Origin of the sequence: Flavobacterium buctense, assembly GCF_014486695.1 — a bacterium.
Taxonomy (GTDB): domain Bacteria; phylum Bacteroidota; class Bacteroidia; order Flavobacteriales; family Flavobacteriaceae; genus Flavobacterium; species Flavobacterium buctense.
This window is the reverse complement of sequence record NZ_JACTAB010000010.1, coordinates 1-17496: the sequence shown is the minus strand read 5'-3', so window position 1 is coordinate 17496 and position 17496 is coordinate 1. Positions and strand designations below refer to the sequence as shown.

The following is a 17496-nucleotide window of genomic DNA, read 5'->3' as shown; positions in this document are numbered from 1 at the left end:
GTTTTACTTACTCGTACTGCGCATCACTGCTGAGGGAAAAACCACTACACTTTCTTGCCCAATTTTGTTTACACTGGCTACGCCAAAATAATAGTTGTCAATCACTATTCCTTTTAGTTCATAGGCATCAATGTTGCCAACAAACCGGCTGTTTTCCCATTGAGGTGAAGTGGTCAATCGCCAGTATATTTTGTACCCAATTACGGAATCATCAGCAGCTTTATCCCATTTGAGTTTGGTATTCGGTTCTACTACGCCACCGATTGTCACGTTTTTCGGTTCCGGTGGTGACCAACCTAATCCGGCCAAAACAATAGCATTGACAGCCGTTAGCTTTTTAGCATAATCAAAATTAACGCCTTCGATTACATCACCATAGTTGATTCCGTTTTCAACTCTGGTATTTTGATGCTGACGGTTATAATTTTCATGGGCTTCCATGATACGAACACCGGCATACCCTAAATCATTAAAAGGACGATGATGACCGCCACGTCCAAATCGGTCCAAACGATAGACCATCATTGGGTTCATTTCGGGCATGTAAGTGGTCACCGATTTATGTATGTAACGCGCCAATTGACGAGAAATCCCATCTACTTCTCCACCATAAAAACGGCGTTGGTTTCTTTCTTTTTCGGTTTCAGTTACAGGCGTTGGTTCAGAAAATATTCGGAAAGTTCTGTTATCTATTACACCATCAACCCCTTCTATATTCCCAATCATGTCATTATTCAACACTCCTATGATTTCCCAATTGTTCTTTTTCGCATACTCGGCAAAACCCTTTCCGCCAAATAACCCTTGTTCTTCACCAGACAAGCCTAAGTAAATAATACTGTTCTCAAAACTATATTTCGACAATACTCTCGCAGCCTCAATAGTTCCGGCCATACCCGAGGCATTGTCGTTGGCACCCGGTGCATCATTGGTGTAATCCATCGTATCCGAATTGCGACTATCGATATCGCCGGTCATGATGATATAACGATTGGGATATTTGGTGCCTTTTTGAATTGCAACTACATTGACAACATAAGCTTCTTTTGGAATTCGATTCCCATCTTTAGGTGTAACCAAATCTTTTTGGTAAAAAACCTCTAAACAATTTTTACAGTCTTTGTCAATCTTATCAAACTCGCCTTTAATCCAACGACGAGCGGCTCCAATTCCTCTTGAATTAGAAATCGTATCACTAAAGGTATTTCGGGTGCCAAAATTGGCCAAAATGCGAATGTCTTTTTCTAAACGTTCAGCTGAAACCGCTTCAATAATATCATACAATCGGCTATCGGATTGAGCGACAGCGTTGAAAGTATTACCTAAAATAACAACCATTAGTAAAAGACATTTTTTCATTTGACTACATTTATAATTTTACAAACTGTTTCGTGGCATTACCGTAAGCTGTTTCTACCGTAATCAAATAAGTGCCTTTTGATAGCGAACTCACATCAACGGTATTTTGGTAAGAAGTCATAATCTTTTGACCTAAAGTATTGGTGATAGTTAGATTATTCAAGGTAAAACTATCAGGTATTACTATGTGCAAAAGACCGTTAGTTGGATTAGGATATACTTGTGTTTGTGCCGCTAAATGATTGTCGTTTGTTCCTAATGTATATCTGATAATAACCACTTTATCATCTGTAGTATTGAAAGCATAACAGCCATTACCGCAAGTAATAATCGACTTTACATCACCGTTAGCTTGAGTTATTGGTAAATTATCTGTTAACAAATACGTCTCCGGATTATATCGTTTAAAATTGATGGTTCCGTTAAAATCATAAGTTCCAAAAGCTACTAAATTAGTATTAGTATCAAAAACACTCGGACCATTGGCATTGGTAAAAGTACCTGAAACAAAAGGGGAAAAGTTATAATCTACTACAGTTCCATTGGTGAAATATGCTTTCCCATTGTGTGATGAGAATTTTAAACCAAAACCCCAAGTAATGCTGTTCACTACACTTGTTTCTGTAACACCCGAAGCATTTACAGTAAGTTTTCGAAAACCAAATTCGGTAGTCTCGTTGTTAAATCCTACTAATAGATTAGCATTTACAAATTCAATTTGGTTACTACCGGTATGGTCTTGAGAAGTTGTAGTACGCATAATCCCTTCATCAAAAACAGCTACACCTTCGTGTTTTGGACTAAAACCATTATTGCGACGGGCAACGGCAATTGTGTTAGGGTTATCGGGCATCACTTCAATGTCTTCTGCGTAAAAAGGGCCTAAAAAACTATCACTTCCTACAGGAAACTGAATTCCAGCTGTATTGTTTGTCACGTTAAACTTTCTTACTGAGGAAGTTCCGTTAAAACCACAATACAATGTTTGCCCGTCGGATGAAATGGCTAAAACATTGGGTTCACTTCCAATAGGCACAGTATTTTCCAAAGAAATGGTAGTTGGGTTTATTATTCCAATACTGTTTCCATTGGATCCGTTAGCACTTGGAATTGAAGCATAAATTTTTCCGTTGTGTGTGCTGTAAACCAATTCATTTGTTGCAATATTCAAAACACTAACCGTTTGAGATACCGCATTTAAACTAACAAAAGAGAGCAAAAGTAGTATTCGTTTCATATCAAAAAAATTAATGTTCAAAGCTACAAAACAAGAAAAATACCTACAACTAATGCCTGATATTATTTAAAACTTTAACACAAAAGCTGTTACATCAAATTAAAAATCAAAGTATAATAACTTAAATAATATTCAATTCAGTCATACATTGTTTCATCATTTCATAAGTACGCTTAATGTCATTATCTAAACCAATGGAAAAACGAATTAAGCCATCGGTCAAGCCCATTTCGTGTTGCTCTTCCAAAGGAATCTCACTTGAGGTAGAAGTTCCCGGCGCACTAAACAATGTTTTATAAAAACCTAAACTTACCGCTAAGTAGCCCAAGTTTCGGTGTTGCATTAATTCCATCAGCTCATTGGCTTTGTCTAAAGTTCCAACATCGATTGTCATCATGCCGCCAAAACCATATTCCGGATTAATCATACTGTCATACAACTCATGACTCGGATGACTCGGCAATCCGGGATAAACCACTTTCAATCCGTCTTTTTCAAATTGTTGGGCCAAAAACATAGCGTTATGACTATGCTGTTTCATGCGAATATGGAGTGTGCGTAAGTTTTTTAAAATACTTGATGCTCTTAAACTATCCATAGTTGGTCCTAAAAGCATGCTTGCGCCGTCATTCACATTCTTCAAATCATTGATAAAATCCTGCGAAGCACAAACTACACCACCTACGGTATCACTACTACCGTTTATGAACTTAGTCAAACTGTGAATCACAACATCAGCTCCCAGTTTTGCCGGCGCGACTGACAAAGGCGAAAAAGTATTGTCAACCACCAACTTAATATTGTGCTCTTTGGCAATAATGGCTAAAGCTTCAATATCAGCAACTTCCAACAAAGGATTGCTAACCGTTTCACAATACAAAACTTTGGTGTTTGGCGTAATCGCTGCAGTGACTTGGTCCAATTTGGTAATATCGACAAATCGGGTTTTGATATTCCATTTCGGCAACATGTTTTTCATAAAAGCGTAAGTTCCGCCATAAATGGTGCGACTCGAGACGATTTCATCTCCGGCAGCACACAACTGGAGCAAAACAGGCGTAATTGCACCCATACCGGATGCTGAAACATTGGCACTCTCGGTGCCTTCCATTGCCGCCAACGCTTGCCCCAAATACAAATTCATAGGCGAAGAATGACGCGAGTATAAGTAACAACCTTCAGCATTGCCTTCAAAAGTATCAAACATGGTTTTGGCCGAAAGAAAAGTATAAGTTGAGCTATCAGAAATAGAAGGATTCACACCTCCAAATTCTCCAAAGTATTGCAAATCCTGGATTTTATCGGCAGGATGAAAATTTGAATTAGTTGTTGGTTGTCGGTTGTTGGTTGTCGGGTTTAAGTGGTTATTCATAAATTGGATGTGTTATATTCACTTACAAAATTGATAAAATACAGTTAAATTATCAATACAAATAATATAATTTAGATTTAAAAACTATATAAATAAATTTTAATAGTAAAAATTATTAAATTTACACTTTCAAAAGAAAAATTTTAGTTTTTAAAACTATTCAGAACCAACAACCAACAACTCATGGACAACATCGACAAAAAACTCCTTGCCCTACTCCAACAAGACACCAAAAAAACCACTAAAGAGTTATCGGTAAAACTAAATCTTTCCGTTACTGCTGTTTACGAACGCATCAAGAAACTTGAGCGTGAAGGAATTATTGATCAATACGTGGCTTTACTCAATCGAAACAAAATAAACAAAGGGTTTGTAGTGTTTTGCCATATCAAACTCATCCAACACTCTAAAGAATTCTTAACCACTTTTGAACATCAAGTGGTCAAATTAGAAGAAATTCTGGAGTGTTTTCACGTTAGTGGTGATTACGATTATATCTTAAAAATTTGTGTCAAAGACATGGAAGCTTACCGCGAATTTATGGTGACCAAATTGACTACACTCCAACACATAGGCAGTACACACAGTACATTCATGATTGGCGAAGTTAAAAACACGACGGCTTTTACATTATAAAAATGATTTCATTTTGGCCATTATTATTGATATTGATATGATCATTAACATTGCCATTAATATTGATATTGCCATTGAAATTTAATTCGTAATTTTGTGCCACAGTAAACAAAACACACTAATTTTTATATAGTATTATGAGTTCATTTGACGTTGTCATCATAGGTTCAGGTCCGGGCGGCTATGTTTCCGCTATTCGTTGTGCCCAATTGGGTTTCAAAACTGCCATCATTGAAAAATATTCTACTTTAGGAGGCACTTGCTTGAATGTGGGTTGTATTCCTTCCAAAGCACTTTTAGCTTCCTCTCATCATTATGAAGAATTACAACACTTTGCCGACCATGGTATTGAGGTTTCAGGAGAAGTAAAGGTAAATTTGGAAAAAATGATTGCCCGCAAACAAGCCGTAGTTGACCAAACCAGCGGTGGTGTGAAGTTTTTAATGGACAAAAATAAAGTCACCGTTTTTGAAGGATTAGGGTCTTTTGAAGATGCTACTCATGTTAAAGTAACCAAAGCCGACGGTTCTTCAGAAGTAATCGAAGGAAAAAATATCGTAATTGCAACCGGTTCAAAACCGTCTTCGTTGCCTTTCATCAAATTGGACAAAGAAAGAATCATCACTTCTACCGAAGCGTTGAAATTACCAGAAGTACCGAAACACTTAATCATCATTGGTGGTGGTGTTATTGGTATCGAATTAGGACAAGTATATTTAAGATTGGGTGCTCAAGTTTCTGTAGTGGAATATTTAGACCGAATCATTCCGGGTATGGATGCCGGTTTGTCTAAAGAATTGACCAAAGTCTTGAAAAAACAAGGCATGAAATTCTACACTTCTCACAAAGTAAAAGAAGTAACCCGAAAAGGTAAAAGCGTAACCGTTCAAGCCGATGATGCTAAAGGTAACACCGTAACTTTTGAAGGCGATTATTGTTTGGTAGCCGTAGGTCGTCGTCCTTATACTGACGGATTAGCGGCAGACAAAGCCGGCGTAAAAGTTACCGAAAGAGGTATGATTGATGTCAATGACCATTTGCAAACTAATGTGCCAAACATCTACGCAATTGGAGATGTAGTTCGTGGCGCGATGTTAGCCCATAAAGCCGAAGAAGAAGGTGTTTTAGTAGCCGAAATCATGGCGGGACAAAAACCACACATCGATTACAACTTAATTCCGGGTGTAGTTTACACTTGGCCGGAAGTTGCTGCCGTAGGTAAAACCGAAGAGCAATTAAAAGAGACCGGAGTGGCTTACAAAGCAGGAAGTTTCCCTTTCAAAGCGTTAGGAAGAGCTCGTGCCGGTGGTGATTTGGATGGATTTGTAAAAATCTTAGCGGATGCCAAAACCGACGAAGTTTTAGGAATCCACATGATTGGTGCTCGTTGTGCCGATTTGATTGCCGAAGCGGTTACCGCTATGGAATTCAGAGCCAGTGCCGAAGATATTTCTCGTATGTCACATGCGCATCCAACTTTCGCGGAAGCCATAAAAGAAGCGGCTTTAGCGGCAACTGACAACCGTGCATTACATGTATAATTATATTGTTAGATAATAATAAAAAACGTCCCGATTGTTTGGGACGTTTTTATTTAGAGATTATGGGTTTCGACAAAGTCTTTGCAATACGCTTTAATCTGTTGTCTTACTGTTCTAAACGATTCAATGACTTCCATCGTTGACCCTTTTGCTTTTGAAGGATCAGGAAAATTATGGTGCCACTTTATGGCTTGCGTTGGGAAAAACGGACAACGTTCTTTGGCATTGTCACAAACCGTAATCACAAAATCAAAAGGAATATTTGAATACTCCTCCGCAAGATTAGAAGTGTGTTTTGAAATATCCACGCCGTCTTCTCTCATGATGGCTACAGCCAAAGCATTTACGCCATGTGATTCTACACCGGCTGAATAAACCGCAACATCATTTGAATTTGTAAAATGGGTTAAATAACCATGTGCCATTTGGCTGCGACAACTGTTGCCTGTGCATAAAACCAATATATTTTTCATGCTTTTACTTTCTTTTGAATCCGCAAAAAAGGAAATCTTGGGTCGTGTCAAAAGGCGTTTGATGCGCTTCGGTAAAACAGCCGCTTAATTCAAAATCACTTTCGAATACAAAACATAAACTTTCCCTATTGTATTGGGAGATTTCCAAACCACTGCATTTTTTAGGTCCGTTATCCGAAAAAGTACCGATAAAAAGCTTTCCGTCATTGGCTAGAGCCTGACTGACAATTTTCGAATATTGATCAATATCATCCGGTTTAGTCAAAAAGTGAAAACAAGCTCGGTCATGCCAAAAATCATAGTGTTCCGTTGGTTCAAAATCTAAAATATCTGAAACGATAAAAGTAACTTTAGCTGCCTTGTCGCCCAATCGGGTTTTGATTCTTTCAATAGCATTCGCAGAAATGTCTACTAAAGTCAAATTGGTGTAACCCAAATCCAACAAAGCGTCCATCAAATAGCTATCGCCACCACCAATATCAATAATTTTCGCCTCCAAAGGCAAACCTAAAGCGGTTATATAATCGATGGAAGTTTTGGGGTATTGTTGGTACCAACTTACTTCTTTTTCAGTCTTGGTAGAAAATACATTTTCCCAGTGTTCTTTTCTTTCCATAAGATTTAAATGTTTTTTGTAAAATACTTTTTTCTAAGCCAAAAAGCCACATTGACTAATATAATCAATGCCGGTACTTCTACTAATGGGCCAATTACGCCGGCAAACGCTTGTCCGCTATTAATCCCGAATACGCCAATAGAAACCGCTATTGCCAACTCGAAATTATTACCCGAAGCGGTAAACGATAAAGCAACTGCCTCTCGGTAGTTCGCCCCAATCTTCTTCGAAACAAAAAACATCAAGAAGAACATAATGGCAAAGAAAATCACTAACGGAATGGCAATTCGAACTACATCCATTGGTAAATCGACTATCATTTCGCCTTTCAAACTGAACATGACTACAATCGTGAACAATAACGCAATCAACGTAATGGGTGAAACAAACGGAAGGAACTTTTGATTAAACCATTTATCACCAATCAATTGCTTAATCGCATATCGACTAACAACCGCCAAAGCAAAAGGAATACCTAGGTAAATCCCAACTGTTTTGGCAATTTCGGCAACAGTAATATCTAAGGCTAATCCTTTAATACCAAATAACGGCAACATGATTTCTAAATAAAAGTATGCATATAAACTGAAGAAGAATACTTGAAGCAAACTATTAATGCCAATCAAACCGGCCGTTAATTCGCGGTTACCTTCGGCCAGTTCGTTCCAAACAATCACCATCGCAATACAAGGCGCAATGCCTATGATGATTAATCCGGTCATGTATTCGGGATAGTCTTTAAGGAAAAATGTTGCCAAAAAAAACATCAAAAACGGTCCGACTATCCAAGTGATAAAAAAGGAAGCCGTAAGTAATTTAGGCTGCTTAAACATTTGCGGTACTTTCGAAAAATCGATTTTGGTTAACGGCGGATACATCATCAAGATTAACCCAATCGCCAAAGGCACATTAGTTGTTCCCGAAGAAAACGAGTTGATAAAATCATCCGAATTCGGAATAAAATAACCAATTCCGACGCCAAGTAACATGGCTAAAAAAATCCACAACGTTAAAAATCGGTCTAAAAAATTAAGTCTTTTTTTCATATTGAACCATTAAGCAATTAAGAATCATTACCCCTTATTTGAAATTGTCATTGATATTTATATTGTCATTGATATTGATATTGTCATTGATATTTATATTGTCATTGATATTGACATTGACATTGTTATTGTTATTGTTATTGTTATTTCTTCACCTGTGAAAATACAAAATACATCTCACTGGCTATTTGCAAACTGCGTTCTGCATATTTTTCATCCATCAAGTCGGTTCCGTCAAAAGCTTTCGGGTCATCATATTTTATAGGAAATCTAGCTTCTGCACCCAAAACCATCGGACAACCTTCGTCGGCATTATTGCACGTCATGATGGCACCAAATTGGGTTTTCGGATTAAACTCGTCGAAATAAGCTTTGGAAAAACAAACAATCGGATGTTGGTTATCAGCATATTTCACCGCATAAACCGGATTTGGTTCCTGACTCAGTTTTTGTATTTGAAACCCTTGGTTGGATAACGTTTCTCCCACTTTGGGAAACATCGCCGTGGCTTCAGTTCCGCCTGAATAGCAAAACACTTTAGTAATACCGAAATGAAACGCCATGGTTTGAGCCCAAATTTGGGACAGATGACTTCTGCGGGAATTGTGGGTGCAAATAAAATTCAAACGGATTTCTTCCTTATTATTGACTTTACTTTGAATGTAATCCACCAAGGGATTTAACACTTCTTTTCGCTCTTCTAAAACTGAAACTTCAGTTATGTTTTTGATAGTTTTTGATAAATTTTCAAACATCTTTTTCTTTTTTTGGACACCGATTTCTTTGCGAAACTTTGGGCTATTTAATTAACAACAACCCGAATTAGGCGCACAACAAGAAGTTTCTTTTGGCTTCCACTCGCCTATTTTGACTTTCATTTTTTCCGGTGGTATGCCGCAGTTGTCTTTGGCCAAGCAATCGGTTTGTTTTGAAGTCAATAAAAAATTAGTGCCATCAAAATCCAAGTTGAATTTACCGATGGTGTCTTTCATTTGGTATTCGACTTCAATCTCTAAATCGGGGATTTGAAGTTTGGCTTCAGACAGTTCTATAATGTGAACCAACTTCTCCGGATGCAAGCGATGGTCATAATCATTGGCTTCCCACAATTGGAAGTTGGCTACTTCTTCTGTACGAACAGTTCCGCCACAATCGATGAAATGTTTGGTTACTTTACCCACTTCGGTTACGTGAAAATGATTGGGAACCAAGTCGCCGTTGGGCAATTGGAAAGCTATCGTATTTAGCTTTTTTAATTCGTTTTTAATTGCTGAGAGTTTCATTATTTAGATTTTTAGATTGTTAGACTGTTTAGATTATTAGAAAGGAAATCTTTTTCTTTTTCCCTTTTCCCTTGTAATTAACAACATTTGTTTTTGAGTTTATGCCGAATCATACCAAAATGGTTTTCGATTTTGTCAATCGTATCCGGATTGATGCAATAACAAATCGCGGTACCTTCTATAGTGCCTTTGATGATATTGGCGTTTTTCAATTCCTTTAAATGTTGGGAAATGGTTGGTTGTGCTAAAGGCAATTCGTTTACAATATCGCCACAAATACAACTGTCAACGGTCAACAGATAATCAACAATCGCAATTCTTGCCGGATGTGACAAAGCTTTGAATAAGGTGGCCATTTCATTTTGTTCAAAGGAAAAAGATTCAGTTTTTGATGCGCCCATGGTTTCTTATAATTATTATATTGCAATATTACGATAAAACAATAATACAAACCAAATGTTTTTTAAATTATCTTAACTTCTTAGTCGTAATTCATAATTTGCCATACGTAATTCCCAATATTTTCATTACTTTTGGCATTCAAAAAACGAAAAAAAAATGGCAGCAATTACTTTGGGCGGAAACCCAATCAACACCAATGGTGAATTACCAAAAGTGGGTTCAAAAGCCCCTGAATTTCAACTAGTACAAAGCGATTTAAGCATCGCTACTTTAGCCGATTTTGCCGGAAGTAAAATTGTTTTAAACATATTCCCAAGCATTGACACCAATACTTGTGCGACTTCAGTAAGAACATTTAATGCCAAAGCAAGTACTTTAGCAAACACCAAAGTATTGTGTATTTCACGTGATTTGCCTTTTGCTCAAAAACGCTTTTGCGGTGCCGAAGGTTTAGAGAACGTAATCAATCTTTCGGATTTCAATACCGGAAACTTTGGGAAAGCTTATGGTTTGGAAATTGTAGACAGTGCTTTCAGCGGTTTACACGCAAGAGCTGTCGTTGTAATTGACGAAAACGGCACCGTAAAACACACTGAACTGGTTTCTGAAATTGCTAACGAACCTAACTATGAATCTGCTTTAGCGGCGTTATAATAAAAATAGTATGGAATTCGAAAAAGACAATTCCTTTATTACCGGAAGAATAAAAAGCGTGGGCTTTGCCGTAAAAGGTGCTTTCAAACTAATTACTACCGAACACAGTGTTATGGTGCAATTTTCTTTGGCCATCCTTATGATTGTTGCGGGGTTTTATTTTGAAATTGACCGTTATGAATGGATGATGCAAATACTGGCTTTTGGCTTGGTGTTGGGCATTGAGAGTATGAATACCGGTATTGAAAAAATGGCTGATTTTGTGCATCCCGAGTTTCATGACCGTATTGGTTTTATCAAAGACATTGCCGCCGGTGGTGTTTTGTTTGCCGCCATAGCCGCAATTGCTATTGGTTTGCTCATTTATGTGCCAAAATTTATATAATCATTCGATTTAATTTCTATTTTTATAGCGTTATAGATAACCAATGGCAAAAACAGTAAAGAAAGAAACTAAAGAAAAAGAGAAAGATCCCAATCTGGAGCTTAAAATACTAAAGACTAAAAAACAATACCGAATGCTGTTTGGTTTTGTGTTGGTCTTGCTTTCCATCGCCTTTTTGGTTTCCTTTATTTCATTCTTTTTACATGGTCAGGCCGACCAAAGTGCTGTTAATTCGCTAACCGACCGAGACGAACCGGTGCAAAACTGGTTGGGCAAATTTGGTGCTTACTTAGCCGATTTGTTTATCTACCGCGGTTTTGGAATCGCTTCCTTCCTATTCGTCAAGTTGTTCTTTTTGAGTGGGGCTTTCCTAGTCTTGGATTTACCGGTGAAGAAATTGAAAAATACTTGGTTTTGGGATTTGTTTGCCCTAATTGTTTTGTCTATCCTGTTTGGTTTCTTTGCTTATACTTTACCGGAATTAGGCGGCACCATCGGTTTCGAAATGAATTTATTCCTTCAGGATTATATCGGGAAAACCGGAACGGCTTTGGTATTAATATTCTCCATCATTATTTATTTAATCTTCAAAATAAAAATATCACCCGATGCCATCAAGTCGTTCTTCGAAAAGAAACACAAAGACATCAAGGAAGATTTGAGTACCATCATTCCCAATGCCAAAGGAACTGATTACAATTTGGAAGAGTTTGCCGTAAATGATACCGAGGAAGAGCCAATCGAAGAACCATCGCTTAAAACTTCCCAATTTGAAATCAATAAGGAAGCGTTGAAACCCACGATTGAAAATGCTTCTGAAATCAATTTGGAACCTACCATCAAAATGGCGGTTACCCCAACGCCGGATGAACCAATTTACAAAGAACCGGTTAAGCAAATTATAGAAACCAACGATGAAGCTTTTGTAATCGAGAAAGCCGAAGAAGAAGATGTCATGGATGAAAACCTGGCCGCTAAATTAGTAGCCGATTTTGGTTTGTTTGATCCAACCTTAGAATTGTCCAATTACAAATTCCCAACCATTGACTTGTTGAAAGAATATACTTCTGTGGGTATCACCATCAACCAGGAAGAGCTGGAAGAAAATAAAAACCGTATTGTAGAAACCCTGCGCAACTACAAAATAGATATTGCCCAAATCAAAGCAACCGTTGGTCCATCGGTGACTTTATATGAAATCGTACCCGAAGCCGGTATTCGTATTTCTAAAATCAAAAGTTTGGAAGACGATATTGCATTATCGCTTTCGGCATTGGGTATTCGTATCATCGCACCTATTCCGGGTAAAGGTACTATCGGGATTGAGGTGCCGAATAAAAACCCAACCATGGTGCCTATGAAGAGTGTTATCTCTTCGGCTAAGTTCCAAGAAGCGGAAATGGAATTGCCTATCGCTTTAGGAAAAACCATTTCGAATGAAACCTTTGTAGTCGATTTAGCCAAAATGCCACACCTATTGATGGCTGGAGCTACCGGACAAGGAAAATCGGTTGGATTGAACGCGGTACTGACTTCCTTGTTGTACAAAAAACATCCGGCTGAAGTGAAGTTTGTTTTGGTCGACCCGAAGAAAGTTGAGCTGACGTTATTCAATAAAATAGAACGTCATTATTTGGCCAAATTACCGGATACGGAAGACGCCATTATCACTGACAATAATAAAGTAATCAACACGTTGAATTCGCTTTGTTTGGAAATGGACAACCGGTATTCGTTGTTGAAAGACGCCATGGTGCGTAACATCAAAGAATACAACGAGAAATTTAAAGCCCGCAAACTGAATCCCGAGAACGGTCACCGTTTCTTACCTTATATTGTATTGGTAGTGGATGAGTTTGCCGATTTGATTATGACCGCCGGTAAAGAAGTGGAAACGCCTATTGCCCGTTTGGCCCAATTGGCTCGTGCGATTGGAATCCATTTAATCATCGCCACTCAAAGACCTTCGGTAAACGTAATTACCGGGATGATCAAAGCCAATTTCCCGGCGCGTATTGCTTTTAGAGTAACTTCTAAAATTGACTCGCGAACCATCTTAGATTCGGGTGGTGCTGACCAGTTGATTGGTCGTGGGGATTTGTTGTTCTCTAACGGAAATGATTTGGTGCGTGTACAATGTGCTTTCGTTGATACCCCTGAAGTAGAAAAGATTGTAGATTATATTGGCTCTCAAAAAGCGTATGCCAGCGCTTACCTATTGCCGGAGTACGTTGGCGAAGACGGTAGCAGTGTCAACTTAGAGTTTGACATCTCTGAAAGAGACAGCATGTTTAGAGAAGCCGCAGAAATTATTGTAACGGCCCAACAGGGTTCGGCATCATTATTGCAAAGGAAATTGAAACTGGGTTACAACCGTGCCGGAAGACTGATAGATCAGCTTGAAGCCGCCGGAATTGTAGGTCCGTTTGAAGGAAGTAAAGCGCGTAGTGTAAACATCCCCGACTTGACTTCGTTAGACCAATTTTTTAGCAATGAACAAAACAACCATTAAAATGAACAAAGTACTATCTATTGCATTACTACTATTCATTAGTTTGACTACTAATGCACAAGATAAAAAAGCCAAAGACTTGCTCGACCAAGTTACCGCTAAGGTTAAAACCTATAAGAACATCTCCATCGATTTTAAATACACGCTTACCAACAGCAAAGAGAATATCAACAAAGAAAGCAAAGGCAATCTGGTTTTGGAAGGCAACAAATATGTGTTGAACTTTTTAGGCGTAACCAAAATATACGACGGCAAAAAAAGCTACACCATCGTGCCCGAAGACGAAGAAGTTACCATCTCTAGCGTGAATGAAAAAGAGGAGAACACCGTTACTCCGGCCAAAATGCTTACCTTTTTCAACAGTGGTTACAAGTATTATTGGGACATCCTTCAAGATGTTAAAGGACGTAAAATTCAGTACATCAAATTGGTTCCTACCAATCCTAAAGACCAACGCAAAGAAGTGTTGTTAGGCATCGATTCGCAAACCAAAAACATCTACAATGTGATTGAAATGGGCAAAAACGGGACTAAAACTACTTTGACTGTTAATTCTTTTAAAACCAACCAACCTTTATCAAAAAATCAGTTTACCTTTGTGCCGAGTAAATATCCAAATTACTACATCAACAAAATAGATTAAGCTCGGGTGAAAATACTTGATAGGTACTTATTAAAATCCTTCCTGATTACATTTACTACGGTATTTGTAATCTTGTTTTTTATATTCGTATTGCAAGTCGTTTGGCTCTTCATTTCTGAATTGGCGGGTAAAGACTTAGACATCTTTATGATTCTTAAGTTCTTACTTTTCAAAATGCCCAGCATCATTCCTTTAGTATTACCGCTTTCCGTGTTGTTGGCTTCTATCATGACTTTTGGTAGCTTGGCCGAGAACTATGAGTTTGCTGCCATGAAGTCTTCGGGGATTTCTTTGCAACGAGCTATGCGCAGTCTTACCGTTTTTATCTTATTGTTGAGTATCGTGGCATTTTTCTTTGCCAATAACGTCATTCCTTTTGCCGAATACAAGTTCATCAACTTCCGTAGAAACATTGCTCAAGTGAAGCCCGCTATGGCCATCGCCGAAGGCCAATTTAGTGAAGTAGGCAATTACAACATCAAAGTAGAAAAGAAATCGGGGGAAAACGGCAAATACCTCAGCCAAGTAACCATTCACAAGAAATCTTCTATGGGATCGGCGAGCAATACCGTGATTAAAGCCAAGAAAGGCGAATTGGTCAGCAGCGAAGATTCCAATACGTTGAAATTAATCTTGAAAGACGGTAATTATTACGAAGACATCGTTCCGAAGAAATATGAAGAACGCAGTAAAATGCCTTTCGCTAAAAGCGAATTCCAGCGTTATGTCATCAACATCGATTTGTCTAAACTAAACAGCTCCAGTTTAGAGGAAGAGAAAATCACTAATACCAATACGATGCTGAATGTGGGCGAACTCAATTACACGCTCGACTCGCTTCAGAAAAACTACAAAAAAGAAGTCGTCTCTTATACCGAAAACATCAACCAGCGTGCCAATATGACTTCGATAGATCTTAATAAAGATACTGTGGCACCTGCTCTCAACAACACCGATTTATTGCGCACTTTTTCCAAGAGTGACAAAACACAAATCCTTAGGGTAGCCAGCAGCAATGTTGACGGCATCAACTTTTCGTTGGAAAGCTCTAAATACGATTTGCAAGACAAACAAAAAAACATCAACCAACACTGGATAGCCTTGTATGACAAGTTTGTCATTGCTTATGCCTGTTTGCTGATGTTCTTTATAGGAGCGCCATTGGGAGCCATTATTCGCAAAGGTGGCTTGGGATTGCCTATAGTATTTGCCATCCTTATCTTTATCATCTTCCATTTCATTAATACGTTTGGTAAAAAGGTGGCGCAACAGGATGAAATCTCTCCTTTCTTGGGCTGTTGGATGTCTTCTTTTGTGTTGACGCCTTTTGCCATATTATTGACCAAAAGGGCTACCGATGACAAAGGCTTTAGCATGAACTTTGATTGGTTGACCAATTTCTTCAACCGCATTTTCCCGGATAAGACCCAACCGGAACTAGTTCCTTCCTCAGTAACCCCTGAATTGGCTATTGATGCTAAAGAAGTACACCAATACCTAAACACTTTGTCTGAAGAAGTTGTGCCTAAGACTATTGTGGAGCCAATAGCAGCTCCTAAAGCTACAGTATCTTTAGAGAGTATAATCCAACAATACAACCGATTTAGTTTGGCCGCGTTGATCAGCAACCTGCTTTTGATTGGGGTTTTCTTTTGGGGCCAACCCGACACTTTAACCATGATACTCATAGCTTCAGTCATAGCTGTATTGCTGTTCTTTAACATATACAAAGCCCAACAAGCTTTAACAGCTTTGAGCCTTCGCGTTGCAAAAAATAGTGACCTTCCGCTTTTTGTACTCTTATTGGCAGGGTTTCCTTTTTACTTCCTGTTTTATGTGTACAATAAGTTATTGGTCAACCAATTTATTTCAGAATCTAACACTCCTGTCTAATGGACAACAACACCCACAAAATACAACTCAACACTATAGAAGAAGCCATTGAAGACATTCGCCAAGGCAAAGTCATTATCGTAGTAGATGATGAAGACCGTGAGAATGAAGGCGATTTTTTGGTGGCAGCCGAAAAGGTAACTCCGGAGATGATTAACTTCATGGCGACACATGGCCGAGGCTTGATTTGTGCGCCGCTGACGGAACGTCGTTGTAACGAACTCGAATTGCATTCGATGGTGAAGAACAATACCGACCATATGGAAACTGCCTTTACCGTTTCTGTCGATTTAAAAGGACATGGGGTTACCACCGGAATTTCGGCAGCAGACAGGGCCAAGACAATCCTGGCTTTAGTAAAAGAAGATACCAAACCGAATGATTTAGCGCGTCCCGGACATATATTCCCATTAACGGCTAAGCAAGGTGGGGTTTTGAGAAGAACCGGTCATACCGAAGCCGCCATCGACTTTGCGAGACTCGCCGGATTCAAACCCGCCGGTGTGATTGTAGAAATCATGAACGAAGACGGTACCATGGCACGCTTACCGGAATTGGTTGAAGTAGCTAAGAAATTCGATTTAAAACTGGTTTCTATAGAAGACTTAGTAGCCTACAGAATGCAACACGACAGTCTGATTGTAAAGAAAGAAGACTTTGAAATGACTACTCGATTTGGTCAATTCCGATTGAGAGCGTATTGGCAAAACACCAACAAGCAAGTGCATATAGCCCTTACCAAAGGAAGCTGGAGCTCGGGCGAATCTATATTGACTCGTGTAATATCGACCCAATCTAACAATGACATCCTGAACTCTTTGACGGATAGTATGGATAAGAAGTTAGACGACGTGTTCAACCTCATCAACAGAGAACAAAAAGGAGCCGTAGTATTCATTAACAGCGAACGCGATTCGAGTGACTTACTCAATCGTTTATCTGAATTAAAACTTTTGCAGGCCGAAGGGGTCATGAAAGCGCCATTGGTAAAAATGGACAGCAAAGACTTTGGTATAGGCGCGCAGATTTTACATGACATTGATGTTTCTAAAATCCGACTCATCTCTAACACTACCCAAACTAAACGTGTGGGTATGATTGGGTATGGATTGGAGATAACGGAGTATGTGGGGTATTAAGGCAATAGGCATTAGGCAAAAGGCAAGAATGAAGAAGTAGTTATTTTAGGAAGTAAATAGCAGTTATTGAATGGGATAGCTTTATTGCAAAAAAATAAGTGTATTTTTTACCTTAAATCTTTTTGCAAAATGAAAAAGGTTGTTATATTTGCAACCGCATTACGCAAGTAGGCATCGACTTATTGGAGAAATGGCAGAGTGGTCGATTGCGGCAGTCTTGAAAACTGTTGACTGTAACAGGTCCGGGGGTTCGAATCCCTCTTTCTCCGCAAAAGAAAACCCGAAACGATAGTTTCGGGTTTTTT

Annotated in this window: 16 protein-coding genes, 1 tRNA gene and 1 pseudogene; 9 read left to right on the top strand and 9 right to left on the bottom strand. The window is 38.7% G+C overall.

The genetic code is table 11. The features are described 5' to 3' along the window. Positions 1–3: 3 nt before the first annotated feature. The 3 genes from ICG50_RS12195 to ICG50_RS12185 all read right to left on the bottom strand — a co-directional run bounded on the left by ICG50_RS12195 (position 4) and on the right by ICG50_RS12185 (position 3968). On the bottom strand, positions 4–1359 hold the full coding sequence (locus tag ICG50_RS12195; protein ID WP_187661181.1) for a M28 family peptidase: 1356 nt from the start codon (positions 1357–1359) through the stop codon (positions 4–6). A gap of 10 nt (positions 1360–1369) precedes the next feature. Further along, positions 1370–2596 carry a T9SS type A sorting domain-containing protein gene (locus ICG50_RS12190; protein ID WP_187661180.1) on the bottom strand — a complete coding sequence of 409 codons (1227 nt, stop codon included), beginning with the start codon at positions 2594–2596 and terminating at the stop codon, positions 1370–1372. A gap of 121 nt (positions 2597–2717) precedes the next feature. Further along, positions 2718–3968 (bottom strand): aminotransferase class I/II-fold pyridoxal phosphate-dependent enzyme, encoded by a 1251-nt coding sequence (locus tag ICG50_RS12185; protein WP_187661179.1) that lies wholly within the window; start codon positions 3966–3968, stop codon positions 2718–2720. A 183-nt stretch (positions 3969–4151) separates the two neighbouring features. On the opposite strand from ICG50_RS12185, the gene ICG50_RS12180 reads away from it, so the two are divergent. Both ICG50_RS12180 and lpdA read left to right on the top strand, forming a co-directional pair. After that, on the top strand, positions 4152–4604 hold the full coding sequence (locus ICG50_RS12180; RefSeq protein ID WP_187661178.1) for an Lrp/AsnC family transcriptional regulator: 453 nt from the start codon (positions 4152–4154) through the stop codon (positions 4602–4604). 137 nt (positions 4605–4741) lie between these two features. Then, positions 4742–6145 carry a dihydrolipoyl dehydrogenase gene (gene lpdA / locus ICG50_RS12175; protein ID WP_187661177.1) on the top strand — a complete coding sequence of 468 codons (1404 nt, stop codon included), beginning with the start codon at positions 4742–4744 and terminating at the stop codon, positions 6143–6145. A 53-nt stretch (positions 6146–6198) separates the two neighbouring features. Here the strand turns inward: lpdA and ICG50_RS12170 are convergent, their stop codons facing one another. The 6 genes from ICG50_RS12170 to ICG50_RS12145 form a co-directional block, all read right to left on the bottom strand. Beyond that, on the bottom strand, positions 6199–6618 hold the full coding sequence (locus ICG50_RS12170; RefSeq protein WP_187661176.1) for an arsenate reductase ArsC: 420 nt from the start codon (positions 6616–6618) through the stop codon (positions 6199–6201). Positions 6619–6622: 4 nt separating this feature from the next. After that, positions 6623–7234 (bottom strand): class I SAM-dependent methyltransferase, encoded by a 612-nt coding sequence (locus ICG50_RS12165; RefSeq protein ID WP_187661175.1) that lies wholly within the window; start codon positions 7232–7234, stop codon positions 6623–6625. Between the two features lie 5 nt (positions 7235–7239). After that, positions 7240–8280 carry an ACR3 family arsenite efflux transporter gene (gene arsB / locus ICG50_RS12160; protein WP_187661174.1) on the bottom strand — a complete coding sequence of 347 codons (1041 nt, stop codon included), beginning with the start codon at positions 8278–8280 and terminating at the stop codon, positions 7240–7242. A gap of 143 nt (positions 8281–8423) precedes the next feature. Then, positions 8424–9035 (bottom strand): low molecular weight phosphatase family protein, encoded by a 612-nt coding sequence (locus ICG50_RS12155; RefSeq protein ID WP_187661173.1) that lies wholly within the window; start codon positions 9033–9035, stop codon positions 8424–8426. 51 nt (positions 9036–9086) lie between these two features. Next, the gene (locus tag ICG50_RS12150; protein WP_187661172.1) at positions 9087–9563 is read right to left on the bottom strand and encodes a DUF6428 family protein; all 477 of its coding nucleotides are present in this window, start codon (positions 9561–9563) and stop codon (positions 9087–9089) included. A gap of 77 nt (positions 9564–9640) precedes the next feature. After that, on the bottom strand, positions 9641–9964 hold the full coding sequence (locus ICG50_RS12145) for an ArsR/SmtB family transcription factor (RefSeq protein WP_187661171.1): 324 nt from the start codon (positions 9962–9964) through the stop codon (positions 9641–9643). Between the two features lie 157 nt (positions 9965–10121). Here ICG50_RS12145 and tpx point away from each other — a divergent pair, with 157 nt between their 5' ends. The 7 genes and pseudogenes from tpx (at position 10122) to ICG50_RS12110 (ending at position 17460) form a co-directional block, all read left to right on the top strand. Then, complete coding sequence (gene tpx / locus ICG50_RS12140; protein ID WP_187661170.1) at positions 10122–10619, top strand: thiol peroxidase; 498 nt, start codon at positions 10122–10124, stop codon at positions 10617–10619. A 10-nt stretch (positions 10620–10629) separates the two neighbouring features. Continuing rightward, positions 10630–11004 carry a diacylglycerol kinase gene (locus ICG50_RS12135; protein WP_187661169.1) on the top strand — a complete coding sequence of 125 codons (375 nt, stop codon included), beginning with the start codon at positions 10630–10632 and terminating at the stop codon, positions 11002–11004. A gap of 133 nt (positions 11005–11137) precedes the next feature. After that, positions 11138–13516: a DNA translocase FtsK gene (locus tag ICG50_RS12130; RefSeq protein ID WP_379761736.1), complete on the top strand. Its 2379-nt coding sequence runs from the start codon at positions 11138–11140 to the stop codon at positions 13514–13516. A gap of 1 nt (position 13517) precedes the next feature. After that, positions 13518–14159: an outer membrane lipoprotein periplasmic chaperone LolA1 gene (gene lolA1, locus ICG50_RS12125; RefSeq protein WP_187661167.1), complete on the top strand. Its 642-nt coding sequence runs from the start codon at positions 13518–13520 to the stop codon at positions 14157–14159. A gap of 6 nt (positions 14160–14165) precedes the next feature. Beyond that, positions 14166–15584: pseudogene (locus ICG50_RS12120) on the top strand (LptF/LptG family permease); the annotation flags it as partial. 467 nt (positions 15585–16051) lie between these two features. Further along, complete coding sequence (gene ribB, locus ICG50_RS12115; protein WP_187661165.1) at positions 16052–17191, top strand: 3,4-dihydroxy-2-butanone-4-phosphate synthase; 1140 nt, start codon at positions 16052–16054, stop codon at positions 17189–17191. A 184-nt stretch (positions 17192–17375) separates the two neighbouring features. Continuing rightward, positions 17376–17460, top strand: a tRNA-Ser gene (locus ICG50_RS12110). The last annotated feature ends 36 nt before the right edge of the window (positions 17461–17496 follow it).

Excerpts from the sequence above, each read along its gene's own strand:
- ICG50_RS12195 (WP_187661181.1), bottom strand. The coding sequence starts at position 1,359 with ATGAAAAAATGTCTTTTACTAATGGTTGTTATTTTAGGTAATACTTTC.
- ICG50_RS12190 (WP_187661180.1), bottom strand. The coding sequence starts at position 2,596 with ATGAAACGAATACTACTTTTGCTCTCTTTTGTTAGTTTAAATGCGGTA.
- ICG50_RS12185 (WP_187661179.1), bottom strand. The coding sequence starts at position 3,968 with ATGAATAACCACTTAAACCCGACAACCAACAACCGACAACCAACAACT.
- ICG50_RS12180 (WP_187661178.1), top strand. The coding sequence starts at position 4,152 with ATGGACAACATCGACAAAAAACTCCTTGCCCTACTCCAACAAGACACC.
- lpdA (WP_187661177.1), top strand. The coding sequence starts at position 4,742 with ATGAGTTCATTTGACGTTGTCATCATAGGTTCAGGTCCGGGCGGCTAT.
- ICG50_RS12170 (WP_187661176.1), bottom strand. The coding sequence starts at position 6,618 with ATGAAAAATATATTGGTTTTATGCACAGGCAACAGTTGTCGCAGCCAA.
- ICG50_RS12165 (WP_187661175.1), bottom strand. The coding sequence starts at position 7,234 with ATGGAAAGAAAAGAACACTGGGAAAATGTATTTTCTACCAAGACTGAA.
- arsB (WP_187661174.1), bottom strand. The coding sequence starts at position 8,280 with ATGAAAAAAAGACTTAATTTTTTAGACCGATTTTTAACGTTGTGGATT.
- ICG50_RS12155 (WP_187661173.1), bottom strand. The coding sequence starts at position 9,035 with ATGTTTGAAAATTTATCAAAAACTATCAAAAACATAACTGAAGTTTCA.
- ICG50_RS12150 (WP_187661172.1), bottom strand. The coding sequence starts at position 9,563 with ATGAAACTCTCAGCAATTAAAAACGAATTAAAAAAGCTAAATACGATA.
- ICG50_RS12145 (WP_187661171.1), bottom strand. The coding sequence starts at position 9,964 with ATGGGCGCATCAAAAACTGAATCTTTTTCCTTTGAACAAAATGAAATG.
- tpx (WP_187661170.1), top strand. The coding sequence starts at position 10,122 with ATGGCAGCAATTACTTTGGGCGGAAACCCAATCAACACCAATGGTGAA.
- ICG50_RS12135 (WP_187661169.1), top strand. The coding sequence starts at position 10,630 with ATGGAATTCGAAAAAGACAATTCCTTTATTACCGGAAGAATAAAAAGC.
- ICG50_RS12130 (WP_379761736.1), top strand. The coding sequence starts at position 11,138 with ATGCTGTTTGGTTTTGTGTTGGTCTTGCTTTCCATCGCCTTTTTGGTT.
- lolA1 (WP_187661167.1), top strand. The coding sequence starts at position 13,518 with ATGAACAAAGTACTATCTATTGCATTACTACTATTCATTAGTTTGACT.
- ribB (WP_187661165.1), top strand. The coding sequence starts at position 16,052 with ATGGACAACAACACCCACAAAATACAACTCAACACTATAGAAGAAGCC.